This is a genomic window from Rhodohalobacter halophilus (assembly GCF_001715195.1).
In the GTDB taxonomy this organism is placed as follows: domain Bacteria; phylum Bacteroidota; class Rhodothermia; order Balneolales; family Balneolaceae; genus Rhodohalobacter; species Rhodohalobacter halophilus.
In genome coordinates this window covers 1-23,894 of sequence record NZ_MDWE01000036.1, presented here as the reverse complement: position 1 = coordinate 23,894, position 23,894 = coordinate 1, and the positions used below count along the sequence as shown (strand labels likewise).

Here is a 23,894-nt window from a genome sequence, read left to right as displayed (position 1 = left end):
TTTTCAGTTATACATGTGTAATTGAACGGTTTACAATACTCACAACTCAAATACCCAACCTATGACAGTTCTTAAAGCCCAAAAATTATTATCGATTCTGACAACCATTTTGCTGCTTTCTGCAGTTGGGTGTGCAGAATCGCTGGAAACCGAGGCAAATAACGGTGAAGCAACTCAGGACGATAATCCTGAATACTTCGCTTTATCAGATAATCCCGGTGATGTTTATGAATCTGAGGAGTTCAATTTTCATGTTCAAACGGTAGTGGAAGGCCTTGATCTGCCGTGGGCGGCTGCTTTTCTGCCAGATGGCCTGGTGCTGATTACAGAACGTGACGGGACTCTTCGAAAAATTAAAAATGGTGAACTTCACGGCGATCCAATTTCAGGTGTTCCTGAAGTATTTGCACGAAATCAGGGTGGTTTGCTCGATATCGAACCCCATCCCAATTATGCTGAAAATGGGTGGCTTTATATCAGCTACTCAAAACCAGTAGATGGTGAGGGACAGACCGCCATTATTCGAGTAAGGTTTGATGAAGATGCTCATAGTCTTGTGGATATGGAAGAACTTTACGTAGGCACCCCATTCACAAACCGGGGCCACCATTTTGGCAGCCGAATTGTGTTTGATCACGACGGTTACATGTTTTTCTCAATTGGAGATCGCGGAGAGATGGATACTGCTCAGGATTTGAGTAAATCGAACGGTAGTGTACTGCGTCTTCACGATGATGGATCTATCCCTGAAGATAATCCATTTGTAGGGCGAGACGGATTGGATGAGATCTACGCCTATGGTCACAGAAATATTCAGGGCATGGCCGTTCATCCAGAAACAGGTGTTGTTTGGACAAATGAGCACGGTCCACGTGGCGGTGATGAAATAAACATCAACAACAAGCCGGGTGCGAACTACGGCTGGCCGGAAATCACCTATGGTATTAACTACGACGGTTCAACCATTACTGAAGAGACCGAGCGTGAAGGAATGGAACAGCCGGTTCATCAATACACACCATCCATAGCTCCTGCGGGTATGGCGTTTGTAACATCTGATAAATATCCCGGATGGGAAGGAAATGCATTGATTGGTGCACTTGCTTATCAATCGATCTCCCGGGTTGTGCTTGACGGGGATCAGTTTGTAAGAGAAGAGCGGCTGGTTGAAGGAATTGGACGGATTCGTCACGTAATAGAAGCACCTGACGGGTATATCTATTTCCTGGATGAAACGAACGGACATCTGAACCGAATTGTCCCTATTGAAGAGTAAGCAGGGTTATGAACAACCATATCAAACCCCGAAGAGAAATACTTCGGGGTTTTTTTGTTTAATCGAGCTCTTTTAACGCGGTAGCCAGCTCTTGAAGTGATTTTTTTGCATCTCCGAAAAACATCTGGTTCTTATCACTGTAAAATAAGTCATTGTCGATACCGGCATACCCCGGGCTCATACTTCTTTTAAAAACAATAGTCCGTTTTGCTTCATCGACATTCAGAATGGGCATTCCGTAAATGGGGCTTCCCGGAGATGTTTTTGCTGCCGGATTCACAACATCATTAGCACCGATAATCAAAACCACATCGGTTGATTTGAAATCCGGGTTGATTTCATCCATGTCGTAGAGTTGATCGTATGGCACATCAGCTTCAGCGAGCAGTACGTTCATGTGTCCCGGCATACGTCCCGCTACAGGATGAATTCCGTACTTAACAGTTACGTTTCTTTCTTCCAGAATATTTGCGACCTCTTTCAGCGTATGCTGAGCCTGGGCCACGGCAAGGCCATATCCGGGAACGATGACAACTTTGGAAGCGTATGCACATTGAATGGCTACATCATCAGCAAAGGTTTGTTGATAGGTTTTATCTCCGGTATCAGGCCCGGTTGAGTCTTCCAATCCGCCAAACGCACCAAACAGAACATTGACAAGCGTTCTGTTCATCGCCTTACACATGATGTTGGTCAAAATCAGTCCGGCGGCTCCAACCAACGCACCGCTGATAATCAACAGGTTATTCCCCAAAACAAACCCGGCCATGGAAGCGGCAATACCGGAATAGGAGTTGAGCAATGAAATAACCACCGGCATATCTGCGCCTCCAATAGGAAGAACCGTTAAAACACCGATAAGCAATGCAAGTCCGAAAAGTGTCCAGAACACAACTTGATGTTCAGGGTCAACTGTAAACCAACCGACCATTCCCAATGCGGCAGCGGTAAGTAACAGATTGATGATGTTTTGACCCGGCAACGCGATGCGCCCGCCACCGATAAAGCCTTTCAACTTACCAAATGCGATAAAGCTTCCGGTAAAGGTGATGGAGCCGACAAGAATACTCAGTCCGGTTGTAGCCAGGCTTTGTGTATCAAAAAGGGCAGGACTCAGTCTGGAAAATTCACCCCAGGCAACCAGTGCCGAAGCTCCTCCCCCGAATCCGTTGAAAATGGCCACCATTTCGGGCATGGCTGTCATTTGGACTTTTTTGGCCGCAAAAATCCCGATTGCGGCCCCGACAACCAATCCCGCAATGATAAACTCAAAGGCGATAATTTCGCGATCAAAAAGGGTAACTACTACGCCTATCAACATCCCAAGGGAGGCCATCTGGTTTCCTGACCGGGCGGTTGCGGGAGATCCAAGCCGCTTAATACCGATGATAAAAAAGCCTGTTGCAACCAGGTAGAAAATCTGGATGATATTGGGTAAGACATCTTGAAGGAATTCTGGGAGAAAATGGCTCATTGCTTATCCTCCTCCTTCTTTTTAAACATTTCGAGCATCCTGTCAGTTACCATAAAACCACCCACTACATTGATTGTTGCAAATATGATAGCTGCAAAGCCGATCCACTGTGCATAAAGTGAATCAGGACCGCCGGCAATAATCAGTGCACCAATTAAGGTAATACCCGAAATTGCGTTCGCTCCCGACATGAGCGGAGTGTGGAGTGTTGGCGGCACCTTGGATATCAGTTCAAATCCAACGAAAGAGGCCAGCACAAAGATGAACAGGTTAAAAATAAATGCTTCCATAAGGGGATTGGGTTAATTGCCGTTAGCTGTTCTCCTTCACAAAAGGAGAGATAATCTTACCCTGATGAGTTACCGTAGCGTTAGCGATGATTTCATCATCGAAGTTAAAGTTCAAACGGCCCTCATCAATCAAAAGATTGAGAAGAGACAGAATATTTTTAGAGTATAGTTTACTGGCGTGAAATGCCAGGGTGCTGGGGATATTCAATGGGCCATCAATAATAACACCGTTTTCGCGGTTGATCTCCCCCGGCTTGGTAAGCTCACAGTTTCCCCCTTGCTCTGCCGCAATATCAATGATTACCGACCCGGCAGACATATCAATGACCATCTGTTTGGTAATAAGAGTAGGAGCAGGTTTCCCCGGTATTAAAGCCGTGGTGATCACAATGTCCGATTTTTTGACATGCTCGTGAATCAGATTCTTTTGGCGTTCTTTGTTGGTATCCGATAGTTCCTTCGCGTATCCCGAATCTGTTTCTGCACTCTCGTTAAACGGCATTTCAACAAACTTTGCCCCCAGACTCTCCACCTGTTCCTTCACTGCAGGCCGCACATCAAACGCTTCTACAACAGCACCAAGGCGTTTTGCAGTGGCAATGGCTTGAAGGCCGGCAACACCTGCACCCAAGACCAGTACTTTAGCAGGCGGAATGGTTCCGGCGGCTGTCATCATCATGGGCAGGTAGCGATCCAGATGATTGGCCCCGAGCAGCGCAGCCTTATACCCTGCGATGTTACTCATTGAGGAGAGCGCATCCATCGATTGAGCCCGGCTGATCCGGGGGATTGTATCCATGGCCAACCCGGAGATGCCCAGCTCACAGAGTTGTTTTACATAGTCACTGTTTTGAAGCGGCCACATCAATGAAACTGTAGCTGCCCCGCTCTTCATTTTTTTAAGAATCTCAGGGTCCGGCGCCTGAACAGCAAGTAGAAGATCAGTTTGTGAGAGTATCTCCTCTCTGGATTTCATCTGAGCACCGGCTTCTTCATACTGTTGATCGGAATAGCTTGATTGTTCGCCCGCTCCAAATTCAATATGCACCCGCAGATCTTTTTCTATCAGCTTCTGAACCCCTTCAGGCGTTAGAGCCACGCGTTTTTCAAGCGGTTTTGTTTCGCGGAAAACACCAACATTCATGGGAAACCTCGTTCGGTTAGTTTAACTAAACATAGTTAATTTTGGATAAATTACAACGCATAAAGAGTTATGGCTACAGGGTCATATTTGTAAATGACTATAGATTCAATAGACAAGATTGACCAAATTTGAGTTCAATATTTCTTACATTTGTAGGAAAGAAAAATAAAATCAATTAAGAATAATGGAAGACATTCAAGGAAAAACATTTGATGTGGTAATTGTTGGGAGTGGTCCGGCCGGTTTAACAGCGGCAATTTATGCAGCACGTGCCGATTTGAACCCGATTGTATTTGAAGGCCCGGAACCCGGCGGCCAGTTAACACAGACAACGGAAGTGGACAACTTTCCGGGCTACCCTGAAGGAGTAATGGGGCCGAAAATGATGGAGGATTTCCGTCAGCAGGCCACACGTTTTGGAGCTGATTGCCGATACGGGTATGTAACAAATATCGAATTTGATGAGCGTCCGTATAAACTGACTGTAGATGAAGAGACAGAGATTTTTGCAAAAGCAATCATCATTGCAACCGGTGCATCTGCTAAATGGCTTGACCTGCCAAGTGAGCAGCGCCTTCGCGGGAAAGGTGTGAGTGCATGCGCAACCTGTGACGGAGCCTTTTTCCGTGACCAGCATGTAGTGATTGTGGGCGGCGGCGATACCGCGATGGAAGAAGCTCTTTTCCTGACCAAATTTGCAAGCAAAGTTTCAGTCATTCACCGGCGCGATGAGCTTCGTGCTTCGAAAGCAATGCAGAAGCGTGCATTTAAAAATGATAAAATTGAGTTTATCTGGGATTCCGAGCTTCAGGAAGTTCTGGGCGACCAGGTTGTGCAAGGCGTGAAGATCAAAAATAATAAAACCGGTGAAATCTCTACACTGGAAGATGTAACCGGTGTGTTTGTAGCCATTGGCCATAAACCCAATACAGACCTGTTCAAAAATGTGCTGACAATGGATGATGTTGGATATATCAAGACCAAAGGTGAGTCAACAGAGACAGATCTTCCCGGTATATTTGCCAGCGGCGATGCAATGGATCCTATTTATCGTCAGGCTGTGACTGCAGCGGGAACCGGTTGCCGTGCTGCATTGGATGCCGAACGGTTTCTTTCCGATATGGAAGAGAGCGAAGAGGCGATTGCCCAGCAGCACTGGAAGTGATCTTCTCTTCATTACGAATGTAAACGGCAAGTGGCTCGGCTGCTTGTCGCTTTTTTATTTTTTACCAACTGTTTTGTCTGTTTTGGAATCGGACTCTTCGTCACTCTCATCCTGAATTTCTATCACTTCTGCATCCACCTCATACTCATCTGTTTCCTCATTATTTGCATCTCGCTCAACAAAAACACGGACATCACTGGCGTAGAGAACAAGTGCAGTGATCGCTGTAAAAAGCGGAGCATAAATAGCTAATACGGCAGTACCGGCCAACCCAAGTGTGAGGCGACTCTCAAGCAACACTTTGCCTCTCTTATTTTTTACAATGACCCTTTTTGCATCGCCCTTTTTGATCAGGGATTTGATTTGTCCGATAATTTCCTGAACGGTTCCCTGAAGCTCTTCAAGTATGGTCTTCTCTGTTTTTTCCATTTTTCTACCTCAATTTTGATGTTAACCTGTAAGGATTGAACAAATCCTGTTTCTTACTACGAGATAGAGAACAAAAAGATTCAGGAGTTATTATGTTGTCAAGAGTATACTGTGCTTCGACTATCGGCGTGGATGCACGGCTGATTGAAGTGGAAGTAAACCGGAGCGGTGGGTTACCGAAATATTTTTTAGTAGGACTGCCTGACCGGGCAGTTAGCGAATCGAAAGATAGAATTGATGCGGCTCTTAAAAATGCAGATGCCTTTTTTCCTCGCGGACGAATTACTGTAAATCTTGCTCCGGCCGATCTGCCAAAAGAGGGGAGCGCCTTTGACCTGCCAATAGCCGTCAGTTTATTGGCCGTATCGGACCAGATAGAGACTGAAAAACTTGAACGAAGTTTAATACTCGGAGAGCTGGCACTGGACGGGAAACTTCGTCCGGTAAAAGGGGTGTTGCCCATGGCGGTAGAGGCTAAAGAGCGTGGGCTAGAGTATATTATTTTGCCCGAAAAAAATGGTGCAGAAGCGGCTGTTGTGAATGGAATTAAGGTGTTGCCATTTTCGGATCTGAAAGAAGTAATGAATTGGTTTGAGAATGAAAACAGTAAACCTCCATTGAGTATCAATCCGAAAAGCCTGTTCAGTACAAACGGAAAAGCTGATGTATTGGATTTTGAAGATGTAAGAGGTCAGGAGAATGTGAAACGTGCCCTTGAGGTAGCAGCAGCGGGCGGACACAATGTAATTATGGTTGGTCCGCCCGGCTCAGGTAAAACAATGATGGCGCGAAGGTTGCCGACTATACTGCCGCCGCTCACTCTCGATGAAGCGCTTGAAACAACAAAAATTCACTCTGTAGCCGGCATACTAGAGCCGGGTAAATCATTAGTTACACACCGTCCGTTTCGTAGTCCTCACCACACGGTGTCAGACGTGGCACTTGTTGGGGGAGGAAGCATACCGATGCCCGGTGAAATATCAATGGCACACAATGGCGTTCTATTTTTGGATGAGTTACCCGAATTTAAACGAAGCGCGCTTGAGGTGATGCGTCAGCCGCTCGAAGATGGAAGCGTGAGTATTTCGCGGGCAAGAATGAGTGTGAACTACCCGAGCAGAATTATGCTGGTGGCCTCAATGAATCCCTCGCCAACGGGCGACTGGTACGATCCGGATGATGAGAATGGTGCTACACCCATGCAGATGCAGCGATACCTGAATCGAATCAGTGGGCCGATGCTGGATCGTATTGATTTACATGTGGATGTTGAGAAAGTCAGTTTTGATGAGTTATCTGCCAAAACAAAAGGAGAAAGTTCGGCAAACATTCGTGAGCGTGTGGTGGCAGCGAGGGAGATACAGAGCCGCAGATTTATGGGGATTGAAGGGGTTTACTGTAATGCTCAGATGAATACGAAAATGGCCCGGAAAATCTGCCGAATTGATAAAGCCGGAGAAAGCATGTTAAAGAAAGCGATGAATACTCTAGGACTATCAGCCAGAGCATACGATCGAATACTAAAAGTATCACGAACGATTGCTGATCTGGATCGAACGGAATCGATATTTCCGAATCATATTGCCGAAGCAATTCAATATCGAAGCCTTGATCGGGAGGGTTGGTTAGGCTGATCTAATTCTGAAGGTGAAACAAAATTGTGTAGAATCAGTTAAAGAAAATAAAAACATGGAAATGAGAGAAACGACGAAATATCAATCATCAGACTGGGTCTTCACACTCCCGTTTATTCTGTTTCTGCTCTATCTTTTGCTGTAGAAAAACGGAAGTTACCAAAGCCTGTCAATAAGACGATCGGGCATCAGGTGAATGAGCCAAGCCACCAGGCGCCACCGCCGTGTAATGTAAGCAACCGGCTTTCTCTTCTCTATAGCATGCAGTATCTGCTCTACCGCTTTGTCTGTTTCAGCTACCCAGAACATCCCTCTCTTTCCTTCCGTCATCTCACTTTTGATGAATCCGGCAACAATATCAGTAACGGGGATATCCTCTTTTATGCGGTTGCATCTCTGTCGGTATGCCTGCATGTAAGTAGATATAAAGGCTTTTGATGCACTGTAGGGAGCTGCACGCGACGATCCAAAAAGTCCGGCGATGGAAGATATGCCAACGATCTGTCCGTGCCCCTGCTTCCTGAAATATTGAAAGGCCTCCCCAAAAAGCTGAACAAATCCACTCACGTTCACATCAATCACTTTTTGCTCCATAGCTACAATTGACGAAGCGGGGTGATTTGAGATACCTGCATTGAGCACAATGATATCCATCCCCCCCATCCGGTCAATCAAGTTGTGAAGTGCAGTTTTCGCTTCATCAAAAAGGGTGACATCCATCTGGTGGGTATAAAAATTGTCACCCAGTTCATCCTTCAGTGCTTTTAGACGTGCAACTCTCCGGCCTGTACCACCTACAATATATCCGTTTCGGATGGCGAGTCTGGCAAGTTGTTCTCCGATACCGGATGTGGCACCGATAATGACCATGCGTTTCTTCACGCGAAATGAGTTTAGACGTTAGCTTCAACAGTCTGAAGGGATGGGTACTGTACTTTCATCCACTCGTAAGCACCAAAAAGTAGGGCGCTGTAAACCAGGTTTCCTCCAATTGTGTTGTGGAAGAAGGGAATAGCAGCAGTATAGCAAGCCATTAAACCCTCTGCTGATAGCGGGTAGAGCGGGCTGGTTACCCATACTCCAAAATTACTTACAATGAAGAAAATAGCCGATGCTCCAAATGCCCCTCCAATAACACGGCCAATTGTAACCTTTTTGAGAAGGTAATAACCTAAGAGCGCAATCAATGCGATGCTTCCGTAAATGTAGAAAAATCCACCGGTGAACCATGTAAATCCTTCATAGAAAGATGAATAAACGAGGTTGTTAAGCAATAGGTCGCTTACCCAGAATGCTGCCATAGGTACAATAAACGCCCACTTTTTATTTTTAAAGTACGCAGCTCCAAACAGTGCAATTGCGCCGAGCGGTGTAAAATTGTATGGATGTGGCAGCAGTCTCGAGAGTGCTGCAAATAGAATGAAACCGGTAAGTATGTAAAATGTATTCTTGTTCATGTAACTGGTAGCCTTTTGGTTCAACGGGATTAAATATAAGGGTTGATTGGCAAAAGTGAGAACGAGAAATCAGTTTTTCCCAATAATAGTTGAAGTTTCTCTTCGCTTGAAATCGGGAACCGTTTGGTAAGGCACTCCCCATATCCCTGAAATAAAAAAAGCCCGAAAATGAATCCGGGCTTAAATAAGTAGGTAGTGGTGTTGCTCAAATCGAAGTTGTCAACTCAAGGTTAAGTTCAATATTTACTCTGTCGCCTACCACTGCCGTTGCGGCCCAGTCGCCAACGCCAACACCAAAATCGGTTCGCATCAATTCGGCTTTGGCAGATATTCCTGCAACGCGCGTATTTTCTTGCATTGGGTGATCCATCACTCCAAGGAGCTGAAAGGGCAGATCAAATTCCCGGGTTACATCACGAATGGTGAGTTCACCACGGGCTACAAATTCATTTTCACCGGTTTGCTCAATCGAGCTACTGACAAATCGCATGTTTGGCCATTGTGAGGTATTAAAGAAATCCTCAGACCGAAGGTGGTTATCGCGGCGTTCGTTGCGTGTGTTTACACTTTCGACGGGAATGGTTACATCAATACGGCTCTCTTCGAGATTCTCCGGGTCAAAATTGATCGTGGCGTCCACATCATCAAACGTACCGGTTACAGGAGTAAAAAAGTGTGTGATGGTGAATTTAATGGAACTGTGTGCTTTGTCAAGTTGCCAGTCGGTTGCATCTCTGTCGATAACGGTAAATGCGGTTAGTGTGATAAATAAAAATGACGTGATAGATAAATAGATAGCTTTTTTAACATGGTTCTTGAATTTATTTTTTTGATTGTTAAAGTCGAAACTCAATTCCTTTCAACCCAGTTCCTGAATAATGATTAAACAGAAAAAAATTGAACGGGGGAGAGGAATCGGTTATAACCTTTGGATGAGACGGTTCTATATTTTCTTACGGAGCTGAGAAGAAATTTCAAACCGCCAGAGCCTGTCTGCGTGGTCTCCGGCATACTCCACGCCGACTCTTTTTGAAGGGATGATCTCATTCTCAGGCACATGAATACCCCGATCTTCAATCCAGACAGGCGGTTTTCTCAGATTGGTTTTATTCAGATTGGTTGTTATGCCGAGGGCTTGTGTCAGTTTGCCCGGCCCGTTGCACAGTTGGCGGTTGTCTTGTATGTTTCTCCTCTCCTGTATGTGATGATGTCCATCCAGCGGTAAGATGCCTCGTACGAGCACGGCATCGGCCAGTCCGTTTTGATTGGTCACCACATTAAAGAGATGGTGGATTCCGTAGCACAAATAGATGTAGGCGTGACCGGGTTCGCCAAACATGACTTCCGTGCGTTCGGTTCGTTTGCCGTTATTGGCATGGCACGCTTTGTCGTTCCGGCCACAGTAGGCTTCTGTTTCAGAAATAATTCCTGATGTGAATTCCCCGTTTATATGGCTGCACAAGACTTTACCCAGGAGTTTCTGAGCTGCATCAACAACATCGGGATTGGCATAAAAATCTGTTGGCAATAGATTCTTCGTAGTAAACATCAAGAGATGTCGGTGTATGGGTTTCTGTCAGATACGGGTTCCTTAAGATAAATTTCCTGGTAGGATCTGGCCAGGATGGAAGTGAATACAAATAAAACGGCGGAATAGAAGACCCAGAAAATAATGATAATTAAAACTGTGTATCCCTGGTAAAAATAGCGGTAAGCCGTGAGGGCATACTCCAGGTAAAAGCCGATTCCATACTTTGCTACTTCAAAGAGAATGGTGTAAGTGATGGCTGATAAGAGAGCTACTTTTGGCTGCATCCGGCGCTCGCTGATGTACCGGAAAATGGCATAAAAAAGCAGAATCATAAAAATGATCGGGATCACATTGGTCAGAAAATCGGCCATCCATCCGAGTTCAATAATAATCTCGGTGTAGGGGATGGATATTTCGTTAAATGAGAAAAGTGAGATGATGGAGATTGCAATACTGAAAAAGAGAAAAACACCGCCTATAACGCCAAAAGCGAAAAAGTTATGGATCAATTCCATAATCGGATGTTTTCGGTCTTCAACGTCAAAAATTTCAAACAGAGCATGTTTCATGGTATGAAAAAGCCCCTGGGCAAACACCATTAAAATTGCGATACCGGCCACCCCAAAAATGGTACGAGCATTCACAAGCGGTTCTATAATTGTCTCCAGTGTGATGGCACTGCCGATTACGTCACCCGATTCTCGTTCATAATTTAGGTTTGGGAGAAGCTCCCGGCCATATCTGATAAGCTCGTCAAAGGCTGCATCAATAGAGAGAACGTACCCAATAATGGAAATTAAGATCAGTGTAAACGGGATTGAACAGATAATTAAATTGAAGGTTATCGCGGAAGCGTTGTAAAAAACATGCTTTTTTACAATCAAATTCCAAACCCTGATCCAGTACTCCCGAAACTTATGTTTATCCAACAATTGCATATATTTGAAAAATAGTTGGAAATCAATTCAAAGCCAATCAACAAAATGGATGTGTGAAATGTTCGGATTAAAAGTATAGCCGGGATTGTCGTAAATCTTTAAAAAAGCGGAAAATTCAATACCTTTCACCTGCAATTCGAATCGATGTTTGTAAACGGAGTTCATGGCTAAAAAGAAGAAAAAACAGACGCCGCTGATGCGTCAATATTTTGAAATTAAGGAGAAACACCCCGGCACCATTCTGCTATTTCGGGTGGGGGATTTTTACGAGACGTTTTCCGATGATGCCGTACTGATCAGTAAAGAACTGGGTATTACCCTGACCAAGAGAAACAACGGTGGAGATCAAACACCACTGGCCGGATTTCCCTACCATGCCCTCGATTCCTATCTGCCAAAACTGGTAAAACGTGGATTCCGTGTGGCCATCTGTGAGCAAACCGAAGATCCGGAAACAGCGAAGAAAGCCGGCAAAAAAATCGTGAACCGGGAGGTAACGGAGATTACCACCCCGGGTGTAACCATGTCGGAAAAGCTGCTCGATCACAAGCGGAACAACTATATTATATCCATTTTCTGGGCAGGCGGAACCGCGGGTGTGGCATTTTCGGATATTTCGACCGGTGAGTTTGGGTTGAGCCAGGTCGGCAAATCGGAGCTCGACAGTCTGATTCAATCCCTACAGCCATCAGAAATTCTGCTTCAGAAAAAGCTCAAGAACAATGTACCTGAGATTCTGAAATCCCACAACATTACGTTTGTTGAAGATTGGGTGTATGAAGGAGATTACGGCTATAAAATTCTGACGGAACACTTTAATACGCACTCCCTGAAAGGCTTTGGTGTAGAGGATCTGGAAATTGCCCATACAGCAGCCGGCTCACTGCTTCACTACATGCAGGAGACACAGAAATCTTCGCTGGGCCATTTGAAACGGCTCTATGCCTACGAAAACAGTGAGTACATGTCGCTGGATGGCGCCACCAAGCGAAACCTGGAACTGACATCCAGCATGCAGGAGGGAGGAACCGATGGAACGTTGGTTTCGATTCTGGATGCCACGTCAACCGCGATGGGTGGGCGATTGCTAAGGAAATGGATTATGCGTCCTCTAAAGAAGGCCGAAACAATTGAGAACCGGCTTGAGTCGGTCGATGAACTGGTGAACGATCACACATTGCGGGAAGAGCTTCGCGAAGAGCTGGATCAGGTTGGCGATCTCGAACGGCTGATCAGCCGGATTAGCGTGGGGCGTACCAATGCGCGTGACTTAAAACAGTTGCAGCTTTCCCTGGCGCAGATTACCGCAATTAAGAGAATCATAAGTCGGAGTGAAAGCTTACTCATCAAATCAATCAACAATCGTTTAAAGCTTTTGATTGATGTTCAGGAGCGCATCAACGGTGCATTGGTGGAAGACCCGCCCGCAAGTATTCGCGACGGCGGGATATTTGATGAGGGATTCAACGACGATCTGGATGAACTGCGGGAAATTGCCCGGAACGGGAAGAAGTATATCGCCGATATTAAAAATAAGCTGGCAAAAGAGGCGGGGATTCCATCCCTTAAAATCGGGTACAACAAAGTGTTTGGCTACTACATTGAGGTGACCAACACGCACAAGGATAAAGTGCCGGAGCATTTTATCCGCAAGCAGACATTGGTGAATTCCGAGCGCTATATCACCCCGGAACTGAAGGAAGTTGAGGAGAAGGTTCTCTCGGCTGAAGACAAGAGTAAAACGCTTGAGAGTGAGCTTTTTGAGGAGCTTCGACTGTATGTTGCAGAATTTGCCGAGGATGTGCAGCAGATTGCCACGGCCATTGCAGAACTCGACTGCATCCAAAGTTTTGCCGAGGTGGCTTTTCGGAATAACTATGTGAAGCCGGAGATCAATGAAGAGGATGTGATTGACGTAAAAAAAGGCCGTCATCCGGTTGTGGAGAAAACCTTGGAGGCCGGAGAGCCATTTATTCCGAATGACATCTACCTGGATAATTCCGAGTTTCAGATTCTGATGATTACCGGGCCGAACATGGCCGGTAAGAGTATCATTTTGCGCCAGACCGGCCTTCTGGTGCTGATGGCGCAGATCGGCTGTTTTGTTCCGGCCGATAAAGCCACGATTGGGCTCGTGGATAAAATCTTTACGAGGGTGGGAGCTTCCGATAATCTCGCAGCAGGGGAAAGTACCTTTCTCGTGGAGATGAACGAAGCCGCCAACATTCTGAACAACGCCACACCAAAATCTTTGATACTGCTGGATGAGGTAGGCCGCGGAACCAGTACATTTGACGGGCTGAGTATCGCGTGGTCACTTTCGGAATATCTGCACAACAAACCGGAAGTAGCGGCAAAAACACTTTTTGCGACACATTATCATGAGCTGAACGAGCTTGAAGAGCGCTATGAGCGGATCAAAAATTTTAACGTACAGGTAAAGGAGCACGATGGGAAAGTGATCTTTCTGCGGAAGCTTGTCCGTGGCGGCGCCGATCACAGTTACGGAATCCAGGTGGCCAATATGGCCGGCTTGCCGGATGTGGTGATTAATCGCGCGAAGGAGATTTTAACCAATCTGGAGAGCCACACGCTGGATGTGAGTCACGACGGAAACGGGGCAATGGCTCAATCGGCGAAGAAGAAAGAAGCGGCAAAAAAAGTAACAAAAGAGGTGGAGAAACAGGCGGAATTGCCTCAGATGACGTTATTTGGCTCACAAATGGACCCCAATGTGGAAACACTCTTGAATAAACTGGAAGCCGCCGATCCAAACCGGATGACTCCGATTGAAGCGATGCTGATGCTGAGCGAACTGAAGCGTTTGGTGAAGCCTCAGGAATGAAACACTCCGCCAAACATATTTCCGATCGTATTAGATTAATGATTGCCACCAAGCAGTTTCAGGTAGGGGAGCTGCTTCCCTCAACCCGGGAATTGGGCCGTCAGCTTGGCGCCAGTTTTCACACCGTGCGGAAGGCGTATCATCAGCTGGCGGATGAGGGGCTGATCACACCCGAACAGGGACGCGGTTTCGTAGTAAACCGACAAAGTACCTCGCTCGATAAATCCCAGCGAATTGAGATGGGAACCGAGAAGATGCAGGAGCTGCTGGAAGAGCTGATCGGTTACGGTCTGGATGAAAAGGAGATTGAGGCGATTTTTGAAGAGCAGATCAGCTACATGGAGTGGCCCGACCGGATTCAAAGCATCGCAACCGTAGGTGAAACCACAGAGCTGGCGAAACTCCTTTCAGACTCCATCAAAAATCAGATTGGCGTGAAAAGTGTACCGATTTCTGCAGAAAATTACGATGAGCTGGTAAGGTATGATGCACTCTTTGTTCCCATTCATCTGGTGAGTGAATTTCGTTCGTTAAGTAACACCATTCGTCTGTTGCCGGTGGTTTTTCACTACGATGCGGATGTGCTTCTATCGATAGTTGACCGATCGGGTATTGAAGCGATTGGTCTGGTGACGGCCGAGGAAGAGTCGATCTCAAAGATTATTGACGAGCTGAAAACGCTCATGAATTTTGAAGGGGCGTTTGTGGCCGGTGCAACCTACGGCAAATCCCTTCCGCTGTTTGTCCGAAATACCGACCTGATCGTATATACTCCCGCCAGTGCACGTCTTGTGGAGCAGAAAGTACCGGAGATGAAGCGGATCAAGCTGGAGTATATTATCTCAGAGAAAAGTGCACAGATGATACGATCTGAACTGTGGGATCAATAGTTTTTAAAGGCAAAAGGCAAAAGGCAAAAGGCAAAAGGCAAAAGGCAAAAGGCAAACCGGAAAAATGAAACGGCAAACGTGAAAAATTGCCAGATAATATTCGATTGTACGTACTGAAACCGTTAGTTTCTAACTCTGAAAAGAATTATAAGGAGTGAGAAAGAATTTGATTTTTCACTTTTCACGTTTGCCGTTTTACCCAAAGAATGGATATAAAAAAACTACTTGATCAAGCCATTACCGCCCTCGAATCGGAAATAGAAACGGTTCGGGAAAGACCATCATCGGACGTACTATTTGAAGGGAAGAGAGATAAAATAACCGCCTCAGAAAATGTGAATTATAAGTTTGAATCTCATCAGCCGGCCATCCGGTTTGCGGAGGAAATTAAGGCGATGGCCGGGGAGAAGAGCTGGACGGTTCACCCTGTGTCTTACGAGGACAAGGAGGTGACCCTGCAGTTTCCGGAGGATGTTGGAATCTCTATTTCAGAATTGCACGTGGAGTGGGAGAACGATTTTATCCTCAAACGAACGCTGTCAGAAATTGTAAAGCTCGACGGACGAAAAAAAGGTGAGCTGGATCGGCTTGAGCATCTTTTTGAACCAAACGGTCAGGCCATTCCCGGGCCTGATGAAGTGGACCATGATGGCTTGAGAAATGAAGCGCAGGAAGATGCCATCCGCATGTCGATGAACCGCCGGGCGACATTTATCTGGGGTCCGCCGGGAACGGGTAAAACGGCTACGCTTGGGTACATCATCGCCAACTACCTGAAAAATGGAAAGAAGGTTCTGTTTGCCTCAAATACCAACCGGGCCGTGGATGTAGGCCTGCTGAGTGCACTTGATGCACTTCAAAAAATTGGGCTTACGATTCCTCAGCAAAGAATTACTCGATTTGGTGAGGCTGCCCTTGATGCTTCCGAACTGGATCCGATTCTTTTTTCCAATCAGCTTGAACAAACCATTCAAAAAAGGCAGGAAGAAGCAGGAGAGTGGATTGGGCTGATGGAGCGCAGAAAACAGGCGCTGCAGTCTGTTGAGAAGCGGCTGCGAAATGGTAAGCAACCGACCAACAATCAGGAGCTGGAGATGAAACTGATTGATCAGAAGGTCAAAGATGCCGGCGGACTGGAAGAACTTGAGGCAAAGCTTGAAGAATTAAGTCAGGTAAACGATCGCGCTGAGCTCTGGAAAAAACAGCTTGTTGCCACGACGCTTGCCAAGGTTTGTACGTCTGATCTGTTTCACGACCTTGAATTTGATGCCGTGGTTGTGGATGAGTGTTCGATGGCAAACCTACCCTATATGATGGTTCTCGCGGCCCACGCCAAGTGGCATATGGTGGTGGTGGGCGACCCGATGCAGCTTCCGCCTATTGCGCTGACGAGCGACCGGAAGTCCCGCGAATTTCTGGAGAAAGATATTTTTACCACGGTTTCCGGCGCCGACTCTTCTGAAGCACTTTTCCGATGGCACGATGAGCATCCTGATTTTACCGCCTTTTTTGATACGCAGTACCGCCTGGAAGAATCACTTGCCGATGTGATCAGTACGGTATTTTATGAAGGCCGTTTAAAAACCGGCAAAATTCAGGATCAATCGCTTGGGGAACTGTCCGATCGCGCTTTTCATCTGGTCAACACTTCAAAGTACGGACCTTTTCTGGAGCAGAAATCCGGCGAACGGGGATTCAAGCCGATCAACATGGTTCATCAGGAGGTGGTGGAGCGGCTTCTGAAAAATATGGGTGGCCGCGGAATTTTCATGGAAGATATCGGGGTGATCGTGCCGTTCAGAAGTGCGGTTTATGATCTTCGGAATCGGCTGTATGAAGCCGGTATCCGAAACGTGGAAGTGGGAACCATTCACACTTTTCAGGGACGTGAAAAGGATTACATTATCTTTGATACGGTAATGAGCGGTGAGAAACAGAGAGGTACCAAACGTCACTATTCGGTGCGTCCGCTCGACGAGGAGAAAAATGGGTTGAGTGTACCGCGATTGCTGAATGTAGCCTTTTCAAGGAGTCGGAAAGAGCTGGTGGTCATTGCCGATATGGAGCATGTGGAGAGAGTGTACGGAGGGAAGTTTTTGGGTAAGTTGCTCAAGAAAATTGGCGGGTGATGAGACCTGGCAGCGTTCAGCGATAGCTGATCCTGAAAGCGTCGAGAAATTAATCCTGAGCATAGGTTCTCGCGGATTTGCGCAGATAATTTCGCGGAGATCCGCCGAGATTATGATCTGCATGCGTCGGGGATCTGCTCTTAAAGCCAACGTTGACAAATCCAGTAGGTGTTGTCAGGTTTGAATATGGATACCTAAAATTTCGATCGTATTGCCCAGAGATCCGGGAAGATGGGATTGTTCAATGTTTTGTGGAGGTATCCTGCGCCGTCAGATCCACCGGTTCCTTTCTTGGTGCCGATGGTTCGCTCTACCATTTTTACGTGACGGTAGCGCCACTCCATCAGTCCCTCATCATAATCCACAAAGAGCTCACAAAGCATGGCCGCTTCGGGGTCGTTGTTCATAATGTTGACCAACTCGGTTTGATTGTGTTCTGAGGGTTTAAATACCAATCCTTGCTCATTTACCCGGGCCGGCGTGTCAATATCATGACCGCGGTGCTGAAGGTATTTGCAAAAACTTTCCCAGAGAGTGGACTCTTTCTCTCGGTCGAGCAGATTCTGCTGAAGCTCCGGCTGATCTTTGTGGACGTCAATAATGTGTTTTGATCGCATTCCGCAAACGATCTCCATCTCCCGGAACTGTACCGACTGAAATCCGCTGGCACTCTGTAAAAATCCCCGGAAACTGTTGAACTCTAATGGAGTCATGGTTTCGAGGATGTCAATTTGTGAAACCATCGTTTTTAAAATGGTGAGCACGCGTCGCATCGTTTTGGTAGCTCCCCATGTATTTCCGGATTCCAGATCAGCCCGAAGCTTGTCAAATTCGTGCATAATCTGTTTGAACCATAATTCGTACACCTGGTGAATGATGATGAAAAGCATCTCGTCGTGTTCCTCCGGTTTCGATTCCGGCTGTTGCAGCTCAAGCAGCTCTTTTACTTTCAGGTAGGAGGTGTAGGTCAGGCTTTTCGATTCGCTCATGTGTTTGGCAGAGAGTGAGATTCAAGGTTTGGGGGAATATAGGAAAACTTGGTCGTGAGTCATGAGATTTGAGTCATGAGAGTGAAGGGCAGTCAAAATTCAGCGTTGGCTGACTCTGACAGCGTCTGGAGTCACGTTTTCAACACACCCCTGATGATTTCGCTGGACGCTTCATCATCCGTCCCCTCTCGGGAGGGGAAATGTGCAGAGAGCGTTCAGCGAACAAGCAAGGGGTGTGTCAGAGCATCAAGCCAATTCAGGGCATAAACATCCCTCAAAACTCACGACTCGAGACTCACGACTCATATCTACTCTCCCTTACACCACTTTTCAAACTCCTCAACAGATTTCGTATTCAGCACTCGGGCAGGTTCAAATTTCGCTTTTCGGGCAATCATCACGCCGTAGCGAATGTCGTCTATTCCTTCTACGGAGTGTGCATCAGGGTTGATGGAAGTTATCAGGCCAACCTCTTTCGCCTTGTTTCCGTATTTCCAGTCGAGATCCAGGCGCCACGGGCTGGCATTGATTTCGATAACGGTGTTGTGTTCAGCCGCAAGCTCAATCAGCCGGTTTAGGTCCAGTTTGCTCTCCTCACGCTTCAGCAGTAAACGGCCCGTTGGGTGGCCCACAATTCGTGTGTATGGATTTTTAATGGCATTCTCGAAACGCATCATCATTTCCTCGAGAGGCATACTGAGGCCGCTGTGTACGCTTGCAATTACAAAATCGAATTCGGCGAGGATTTCATCAGGATAGTCTAAAGATCCATCACTTAAAATGTCCGACTCCATCCCTTTAAAAATCTTGAAATTCTTGCCTTCAGACTCAAACTCACTGTTGAGTTGATCTATTTCATCCCACTGCTGTTTTACCTCTTCGATCGTCAAACCTCCGGCGTAGGCTGCCGTTTTGGAGTGATCGGTCAGTCCAAGATACTCGTAACCACGGTCCATGCACGCTTCGGCCATCTGACGGATGGTATATTTTCCGTCACTCCGGGTACTGTGGGCATGCACCACGCCTTTGATGTCGGATTCCGAAACTAGCTCCATCGATTTGTGTTCTTCATAAAACTCAAACTCACCTCGGTCTTCACGGTGCTCCGGCGGAACAAAATTCAGCCCGAGTTTCTCGTAGATCTCTTCCTCAGAGGAGGTTTTTACAGGCTGATCAAAATCGGTATCGTTCTGATCGTTCAGCTTAAAAAGCCCATACTCATTCAGCGCCATGCCGCGCTCACGGGCTCGCTGGCGCATCACAATATTGTGCTCTTTACTTCCGGTGAAGTACATCAACGCTGCGGGATACTCTTCAGGCTTAACAATCCGCAGATCCACCTGGCGTCCGTTCTCGGTTCGAACCGAACTCTTGGTGTCTCCACGTCCCAAAACTTCCACGACCAGCTCATGATTCACAAATTGATCAAAGATGGATTCAGCATCTTCGGGTTTTGCGGCAACCAATATGTCGATATCGCCAATGGTTTCACGTGATCTTCTGAGCGATCCCGCAATCTCACACTGTTGCACCCCCTCCAGATTTTTGACGAATTCAAAGACCGGTTCAGCGATTTCAAGTGCCTGATCCAGCCTTGCCCGCTCTCCAAACTTCTCCAGGTATTCGATCGATTTTATGATCTTATCAGCCGATTTCTGACCCAGTCCCGGAAGATCGGCCACCGCTCCGCTCTGACACGCCTCTTTCAGTTCGGTGATTTCGGTAATTCCCAGTTTTTGGTGAATCTTCACAATGTTTTTGGGGCCGAGTCCGGAGATATTCAGCCACTCAATCAGCCCTTTTGGCACTCGCTCTTTGAGATCTTCGAGTACCGGCATGGTCCCGGTCTCCGCATACGCCTGGATATCCTCCGCAATCGACTTGCCGATTCCCTTGATATCGGTGAGTGTGCCATCCTCGATATGCTTGGCAATTTCGTCATTGAGTCCCTCGATGGTTTGTGCTGCACGATCAAATGCGATGGCTCGGAAACGATTCTCTCCGGCGAGCTGCATGAGATTGTAAATTTCTCGGAGTTTTTCGGCAACTTCCTGATTGGTCATGGAGTATATTGGTTTTGTTTTCAAAAACTCGTGGTACGCCTTTGAGTCGCACCACGAGTACACTTATTTACTTTTACTCATCAACACAAAACTACGAAAAACCAATTCATCTCTCAGGAGAAAAGGTGAGGAAATTTGAAAAAGGCACTTTCCATTTAGTTTGAAAATGCCCTATCTTTAGAAGCTCTGATTCAAATGGAATATTTGAATCAATTATTTACTGATAAGCCCCGGTGGCGGAATTGGTAGACGCGCACGCTTGAGGGGCGTGTGGCCTAACGGCCGTGATGGTTCGACTCCATTCCGGGGCACAATAACAAAAGGCTCGCTATTAAGCGGGCCTTTTTTGTTTTATGGATATTAGTAAGATAAGCAGCTGCTGTTTTTATGCAGCTGATCTCTTTCTGTTTCGTCCCGTAAAAACAAGTCCGGAGAGAAAAATGGCGGCAAGCAGTAAGCTTCCGGCAAACCAGTTGTTATTTCGAACTAGGGGCCGATGATCGCCATTCAGAATGTAAGGGCCCCAAAAATGAGGGTTGGCATTCTTGTTTTTGATAAAGTGCACCTTCGTAAGCTGAAGGGCTTTGGACTTACTTTTCCCATCGTTGATATGTCTGTAAAACTCTTCGGCAAATTCGGCCGCATAGTGATCGTTAACCGACCAGGAATTCAAAACCAAACTCTTGGCACCTGCATAACGCAGTGCCCGGCTGATACCCATCACGCCGCTTCCCTGTAGAAATCGATCACCGCCCGATTCGCACGAGTTGAGCATGATTAAATCGTTTTGAAGGTTGAGTTCAAACAGTTCATAGGCAAATAAACGGCCACTGAGTCTCTGATCCTGCTCTTCGTTTCCATCCGAGTAGAAATGAAGTGTGGAGAAGAGCGGATCACTTTCCGATACTTCACTGTGGGTTGCCATGTGGAGAATCTTACTCCGGCCGGCATTCTTCTGAAACTCATCGGCCGTAGCCGTTGCATTGATAAATGAGCGGTTGTTACTGAGGCGATTTAACTGCTCCTTTACCAAGAGAATTTCCTGCGGTGCTTTTGGCAGAGAAACCAAATTTCTGGATGTCCTCTCATTATTGAAATCTTCAACCCCAAAGCCTGAAAACCCGATTGAGTGGTTATTACCGCGGTAGCGCGTAGTGAGGTCCTGCAGGCTGTTGAGCGTTCTCACTTCGGCATGTTCAATCACATATTCAGCAGACCCGTAACTGACGGAAGAGGCCGGCGCACGGATTGGCAGGATATCGACAGGAAGCTGATGGAAGTAACTGTCAGGCATCACGATGATGGATCGGGAATTTGCAGAAATCTTATCGATACCAATCATTTTCCCAATCTGATAAAACTTCATGAGATCGGTTCTGCCTTTAAGAATGGAGTCTAATGCGCCCTCGAAAAGCTCGAGAGTTTCTCCATTCATCTCCAACTTTTTGATAGAGATGTCGTTTCTCTGAACTTCTGCATAGTAGAGATTTCGTCCAACTTCGGTAATGTGAAGGAGTGTTTCGGACGGACGTAACTGCCTCTGTACAGAGCCAATATTTACATCTCCGGAAAGTGTATTATCCACTTTTGAGGAGAGTGATCGGCGCTCTGCAGACAATCTCTCCAGCCTGTTCTGAAGGGAAAGTCTTTCGTCGTCGGAAGCGGTAAGAATACGTCTTCTCACGCTATCCATCTCCCGAGTCAGGTTTCTGATGCGAGTCAGTGCCTCTTCACTTAATTGGGAAGAGCGTACCAAAGGATTATCGGTCAGTGAGGCATCGTTAATCGTCTTGATGCGGTCAAACAGGACCAGTGCATCTCCTTTGCGATTGTGACTCAGGAGAAAATCCGCATATTTTTCAAACAGGTAAAGATAATCTTCTTCGACGGTCCAATATCCGGATTCGGCTTCAGAGGTATTTCGTGAACGTTCAAACACTAAATCAGCTGCTTCTGAATACAACCGGTCCGCTTCCAGGGGATCTCCAAAATGCTGGGCAATCTGTGCTTGAACGGTTTGAGCCAAAATAAGAACAGAAAAATCAAGATCAGACATATCATGAGCTCGAACCTCACGCATAAGTTGCCTTGCTTCGAGAGGATCTCCCAGTTCCAGGTTGATTTGCACCAAGCGAATCATTGCTTCTAAGTATCTAACAGTATCCGATTGACCACCTGTTATTGCAATTATTTCATTTAAAACGTTGAGACTTTCATTAAACCGGTTTTCACGTTTTAATAATTGAGCTCTTTGAAATAAAATTCTGAGTTCAAATCTAGGTGACGTGTTGTCATCAACGAATGAACTTGCTATCTCTAAATATCGAAAGGCTGCTTCACTATCGTTAAGATTATTATATGTGAAATCTGCTTTTGATATGTGGATTGAAATTAATTCGTCTTTATTATCAACTCTATATGCTAAATTTGCAGCTTCGTCAATATATTCAGTAGCCAATCTCCAATTTTTGTTTTGCGCATAAAAAATGTGAAGATTTCTTAAAATCCTACTTTTGAAATCATGATTTTCAAGTTCATCTGCGATTTCAAGGGCTTTTAATTGTGTTTCAATATAATTTGAGGATTCACCGGTTTTGTAGAGTACAAGACTTAAATTATTGTATAAGCTGGCTTGAAATGATAAAGGGAGATTTTCAGCCTGATCTAATATGGATAAAAATGTGTTTTTGGCTTCCTGATATTTCCCAATTTGATAAAGATACCCTCCGTGGGAAGCTAAGATTGAGTTCAACGTGGAGTTGAGTTCAAGGAACCTACTGATTGGGATGGTAAATTTTCTCTGTGTTTCAAGGCTTTTATCCACATATCCCAATCGATATAATGCAAATTCAGCACCCCACAACAAGTTCAATTTAATTTTTGAATGCGGTAAGTTATGGAGATGATGAAACTCATTGTATAGTCTATTGATGGATCCATATTCGCCGGTTTCGTAGTATGCCTTTAGAATGGATGCAATCTGATAGCTTTTACTCGCTGTGGGGATAACAGATGATCCTTCGGTCTGTTGCCAAAGAGCTTTAACCTGATTGAAAAAATCATCTGACGTAACGTTATTGTTGCTCACGTGGAAAGAAATCAAGAAATGTTCAAAACCTATGGTTGAATTGGCAACGCTTTTTTCGTCTAATTTTTCTCCGTCTTTAACAAGATCATTTAACTCCCTGAGACCTAAACCCGGGTAGTTGTTATAGAAGCTCTCGTAAATCTCTGTACGTCTTTCGATATCTTCTTCGAGCAGCAGATATGAAAGGAGCAAATGTTCATCTTCAAGATGGAAACTCATTTGCTGAATGTAGTCTTTTAGTTCAGTATTCCCCTGTAAATTACTTTTTATTTGTTCATCCTTAATGTAATCAAGGATCACTTCCTGATATTCATCCGGGCTTGAATAGTAAAGTGTGCCCGTAGCCCATACGGTTTCAGAGCTGACCTCACTATTAATTTGCTCGTCCAGGAACTGATGGATATAGTCTGTCCTTGAGTCTGAAAAGACAGAGAAAATGAGCAATAACAGAGAGACTTTAAACATCAAAAGAGCTTAGATAAAAATAGTCGTAATCAAAAATACTAAGATTACAAGTAATATCAGTCGGTCATTTCCGGTTTGACGATAATC

The 23,894-nt window shown here is 45.9% G+C and carries 18 protein-coding genes and 1 tRNA gene; 7 read left to right on the top strand and 12 right to left on the bottom strand.

Annotation, left to right across the window (positions count from 1 at the left end; all coding sequences use genetic code 11):
* Positions 1 to 61 precede the first annotated feature (61 nt).
* Positions 62 to 1,276, top strand: a complete 1,215-nt coding sequence (locus BG260_RS10125; RefSeq protein WP_083750246.1) for a PQQ-dependent sugar dehydrogenase — start codon at positions 62 to 64, stop codon at positions 1,274 to 1,276.
* Positions 1,277 to 1,334: 58 nt separating this feature from the next.
* On the opposite strand, the gene BG260_RS10120 is transcribed toward BG260_RS10125, so the two are convergent.
* From BG260_RS10120 to BG260_RS10110, 3 genes are read right to left on the bottom strand one after another with little or no spacing between them, the layout of a single operon-like run.
* Entirely contained in the window at positions 1,335 to 2,750 is a 1,416-nt protein-coding gene (locus tag BG260_RS10120; protein WP_069132300.1) for an NAD(P)(+) transhydrogenase (Re/Si-specific) subunit beta, read from the bottom strand.
* Complete coding sequence (locus tag BG260_RS10115; RefSeq protein ID WP_069132298.1) at positions 2,747 to 3,040, bottom strand: NAD(P) transhydrogenase subunit alpha; 294 nt, start codon at positions 3,038 to 3,040, stop codon at positions 2,747 to 2,749. The genes BG260_RS10120 and BG260_RS10115 overlap by 4 nt, the downstream gene beginning before the upstream one ends.
* 22 nt (positions 3,041 to 3,062) lie before the next feature.
* The gene (locus BG260_RS10110) at positions 3,063 to 4,184 is read right to left on the bottom strand and encodes a Re/Si-specific NAD(P)(+) transhydrogenase subunit alpha (RefSeq protein WP_069132296.1); all 1,122 of its coding nucleotides are present in this window, start codon (positions 4,182 to 4,184) and stop codon (positions 3,063 to 3,065) included.
* 184 nt (positions 4,185 to 4,368) lie between these two features.
* On the opposite strand from BG260_RS10110, the gene trxB reads away from it, so the two are divergent.
* The gene (gene trxB / locus BG260_RS10105) at positions 4,369 to 5,349 is read left to right on the top strand and encodes a thioredoxin-disulfide reductase (protein WP_069132294.1); all 981 of its coding nucleotides are present in this window, start codon (positions 4,369 to 4,371) and stop codon (positions 5,347 to 5,349) included.
* 54 nt (positions 5,350 to 5,403) lie between these two features.
* Here trxB and BG260_RS10100 read toward each other — a convergent pair whose 3' ends face one another.
* Entirely contained in the window at positions 5,404 to 5,778 is a 375-nt protein-coding gene (locus tag BG260_RS10100) for a DUF4342 domain-containing protein (protein WP_069132292.1), read from the bottom strand.
* A gap of 92 nt (positions 5,779 to 5,870) precedes the next feature.
* On the opposite strand from BG260_RS10100, the gene BG260_RS10095 reads away from it, so the two are divergent.
* Positions 5,871 to 7,412, top strand: coding sequence for a YifB family Mg chelatase-like AAA ATPase (locus tag BG260_RS10095; protein ID WP_069132290.1), 1,542 nt, complete (start codon positions 5,871 to 5,873; stop codon positions 7,410 to 7,412).
* A gap of 156 nt (positions 7,413 to 7,568) precedes the next feature.
* Here the strand turns inward: BG260_RS10095 and BG260_RS10090 are convergent, their stop codons facing one another.
* From BG260_RS10090 to BG260_RS10070, 5 genes are all read right to left on the bottom strand, one after another.
* Entirely contained in the window at positions 7,569 to 8,294 is a 726-nt protein-coding gene (locus BG260_RS10090) for an SDR family NAD(P)-dependent oxidoreductase (RefSeq protein WP_245683947.1), read from the bottom strand.
* Between the two features lie 11 nt (positions 8,295 to 8,305).
* Positions 8,306 to 8,869: a DUF6580 family putative transport protein gene (locus BG260_RS10085; RefSeq protein ID WP_069132285.1), complete on the bottom strand. Its 564-nt coding sequence runs from the start codon at positions 8,867 to 8,869 to the stop codon at positions 8,306 to 8,308.
* Positions 8,870 to 9,074: 205 nt separating this feature from the next.
* On the bottom strand, positions 9,075 to 9,722 hold the full coding sequence (locus tag BG260_RS10080) for a YceI family protein (protein WP_245683946.1): 648 nt from the start codon (positions 9,720 to 9,722) through the stop codon (positions 9,075 to 9,077).
* A 90-nt stretch (positions 9,723 to 9,812) separates the two neighbouring features.
* A complete protein-coding gene (locus BG260_RS10075; RefSeq protein WP_069132283.1) occupies positions 9,813 to 10,418 on the bottom strand; it encodes a DNA-3-methyladenine glycosylase in 606 nt (201 codons plus the stop codon).
* Positions 10,418 to 11,338 (bottom strand): YihY/virulence factor BrkB family protein, encoded by a 921-nt coding sequence (locus BG260_RS10070; RefSeq protein ID WP_245683945.1) that lies wholly within the window; start codon positions 11,336 to 11,338, stop codon positions 10,418 to 10,420. Before BG260_RS10070 ends, BG260_RS10075 begins: the two co-directional genes overlap by 1 nt.
* Before the next feature lie 163 nt (positions 11,339 to 11,501).
* Here BG260_RS10070 and mutS point away from each other — a divergent pair, with 163 nt between their 5' ends.
* From mutS to BG260_RS10055, 3 genes are all read left to right on the top strand, one after another.
* Entirely contained in the window at positions 11,502 to 14,183 is a 2,682-nt protein-coding gene (gene mutS / locus BG260_RS10065) for a DNA mismatch repair protein MutS (protein ID WP_069132281.1), read from the top strand.
* The gene (locus tag BG260_RS10060; protein WP_069132279.1) at positions 14,180 to 15,073 is read left to right on the top strand and encodes a GntR family transcriptional regulator; all 894 of its coding nucleotides are present in this window, start codon (positions 14,180 to 14,182) and stop codon (positions 15,071 to 15,073) included. The genes mutS and BG260_RS10060 overlap by 4 nt, the downstream gene beginning before the upstream one ends.
* A gap of 206 nt (positions 15,074 to 15,279) precedes the next feature.
* Entirely contained in the window at positions 15,280 to 17,202 is a 1,923-nt protein-coding gene (locus tag BG260_RS10055) for a DEAD/DEAH box helicase (RefSeq protein ID WP_069132277.1), read from the top strand.
* Positions 17,203 to 17,396: 194 nt separating this feature from the next.
* Here BG260_RS10055 and BG260_RS10050 read toward each other — a convergent pair whose 3' ends face one another.
* Together BG260_RS10050 and polX are read right to left on the bottom strand one after the other, a co-directional pair.
* Entirely contained in the window at positions 17,397 to 18,191 is a 795-nt protein-coding gene (locus BG260_RS10050; RefSeq protein WP_069132275.1) for a tryptophan 2,3-dioxygenase, read from the bottom strand.
* 308 nt (positions 18,192 to 18,499) lie between these two features.
* Positions 18,500 to 20,254: a DNA polymerase/3'-5' exonuclease PolX gene (gene polX, locus BG260_RS10045; RefSeq protein WP_069132273.1), complete on the bottom strand. Its 1,755-nt coding sequence runs from the start codon at positions 20,252 to 20,254 to the stop codon at positions 18,500 to 18,502.
* A gap of 227 nt (positions 20,255 to 20,481) precedes the next feature.
* Between polX and BG260_RS10040 the strand changes: the two genes are divergently transcribed.
* Positions 20,482 to 20,565: transfer RNA gene (locus tag BG260_RS10040), tRNA-Leu, on the top strand.
* 74 nt (positions 20,566 to 20,639) lie between these two features.
* On the opposite strand, the gene BG260_RS10035 is transcribed toward BG260_RS10040, so the two are convergent.
* Complete coding sequence (locus BG260_RS10035; RefSeq protein WP_083750245.1) at positions 20,640 to 23,807, bottom strand: CHAT domain-containing protein; 3,168 nt, start codon at positions 23,805 to 23,807, stop codon at positions 20,640 to 20,642.
* Positions 23,808 to 23,894: the final 87 nt, after the last annotated feature.

Excerpts from the sequence above, each read along its gene's own strand:
- BG260_RS10120 (WP_069132300.1), bottom strand. The coding sequence starts at position 2,750 with ATGAGCCATTTTCTCCCAGAATTCCTTCAAGATGTCTTACCCAATATC.
- BG260_RS10075 (WP_069132283.1), bottom strand. The coding sequence starts at position 10,418 with ATGTTTACTACGAAGAATCTATTGCCAACAGATTTTTATGCCAATCCC.
- BG260_RS10070 (WP_245683945.1), bottom strand. The coding sequence starts at position 11,338 with ATGCAATTGTTGGATAAACATAAGTTTCGGGAGTACTGGATCAGGGTT.
- BG260_RS10050 (WP_069132275.1), bottom strand. The coding sequence starts at position 18,191 with ATGAGCGAATCGAAAAGCCTGACCTACACCTCCTACCTGAAAGTAAAA.
- BG260_RS10055 (WP_069132277.1), top strand. The coding sequence starts at position 15,280 with ATGGATATAAAAAAACTACTTGATCAAGCCATTACCGCCCTCGAATCG.
- BG260_RS10035 (WP_083750245.1), bottom strand. The coding sequence starts at position 23,807 with ATGTTTAAAGTCTCTCTGTTATTGCTCATTTTCTCTGTCTTTTCAGAC.
- polX (WP_069132273.1), bottom strand. The coding sequence starts at position 20,254 with ATGACCAATCAGGAAGTTGCCGAAAAACTCCGAGAAATTTACAATCTC.
- BG260_RS10115 (WP_069132298.1), bottom strand. The coding sequence starts at position 3,040 with ATGGAAGCATTTATTTTTAACCTGTTCATCTTTGTGCTGGCCTCTTTC.
- BG260_RS10125 (WP_083750246.1), top strand. The coding sequence starts at position 62 with ATGACAGTTCTTAAAGCCCAAAAATTATTATCGATTCTGACAACCATT.
- BG260_RS10060 (WP_069132279.1), top strand. The coding sequence starts at position 14,180 with ATGAAACACTCCGCCAAACATATTTCCGATCGTATTAGATTAATGATT.
- BG260_RS10100 (WP_069132292.1), bottom strand. The coding sequence starts at position 5,778 with ATGGAAAAAACAGAGAAGACCATACTTGAAGAGCTTCAGGGAACCGTT.
- mutS (WP_069132281.1), top strand. The coding sequence starts at position 11,502 with ATGGCTAAAAAGAAGAAAAAACAGACGCCGCTGATGCGTCAATATTTT.
- BG260_RS10085 (WP_069132285.1), bottom strand. The coding sequence starts at position 8,869 with ATGAACAAGAATACATTTTACATACTTACCGGTTTCATTCTATTTGCA.
- trxB (WP_069132294.1), top strand. The coding sequence starts at position 4,369 with ATGGAAGACATTCAAGGAAAAACATTTGATGTGGTAATTGTTGGGAGT.
- BG260_RS10095 (WP_069132290.1), top strand. The coding sequence starts at position 5,871 with ATGTTGTCAAGAGTATACTGTGCTTCGACTATCGGCGTGGATGCACGG.
- BG260_RS10110 (WP_069132296.1), bottom strand. The coding sequence starts at position 4,184 with ATGAATGTTGGTGTTTTCCGCGAAACAAAACCGCTTGAAAAACGCGTG.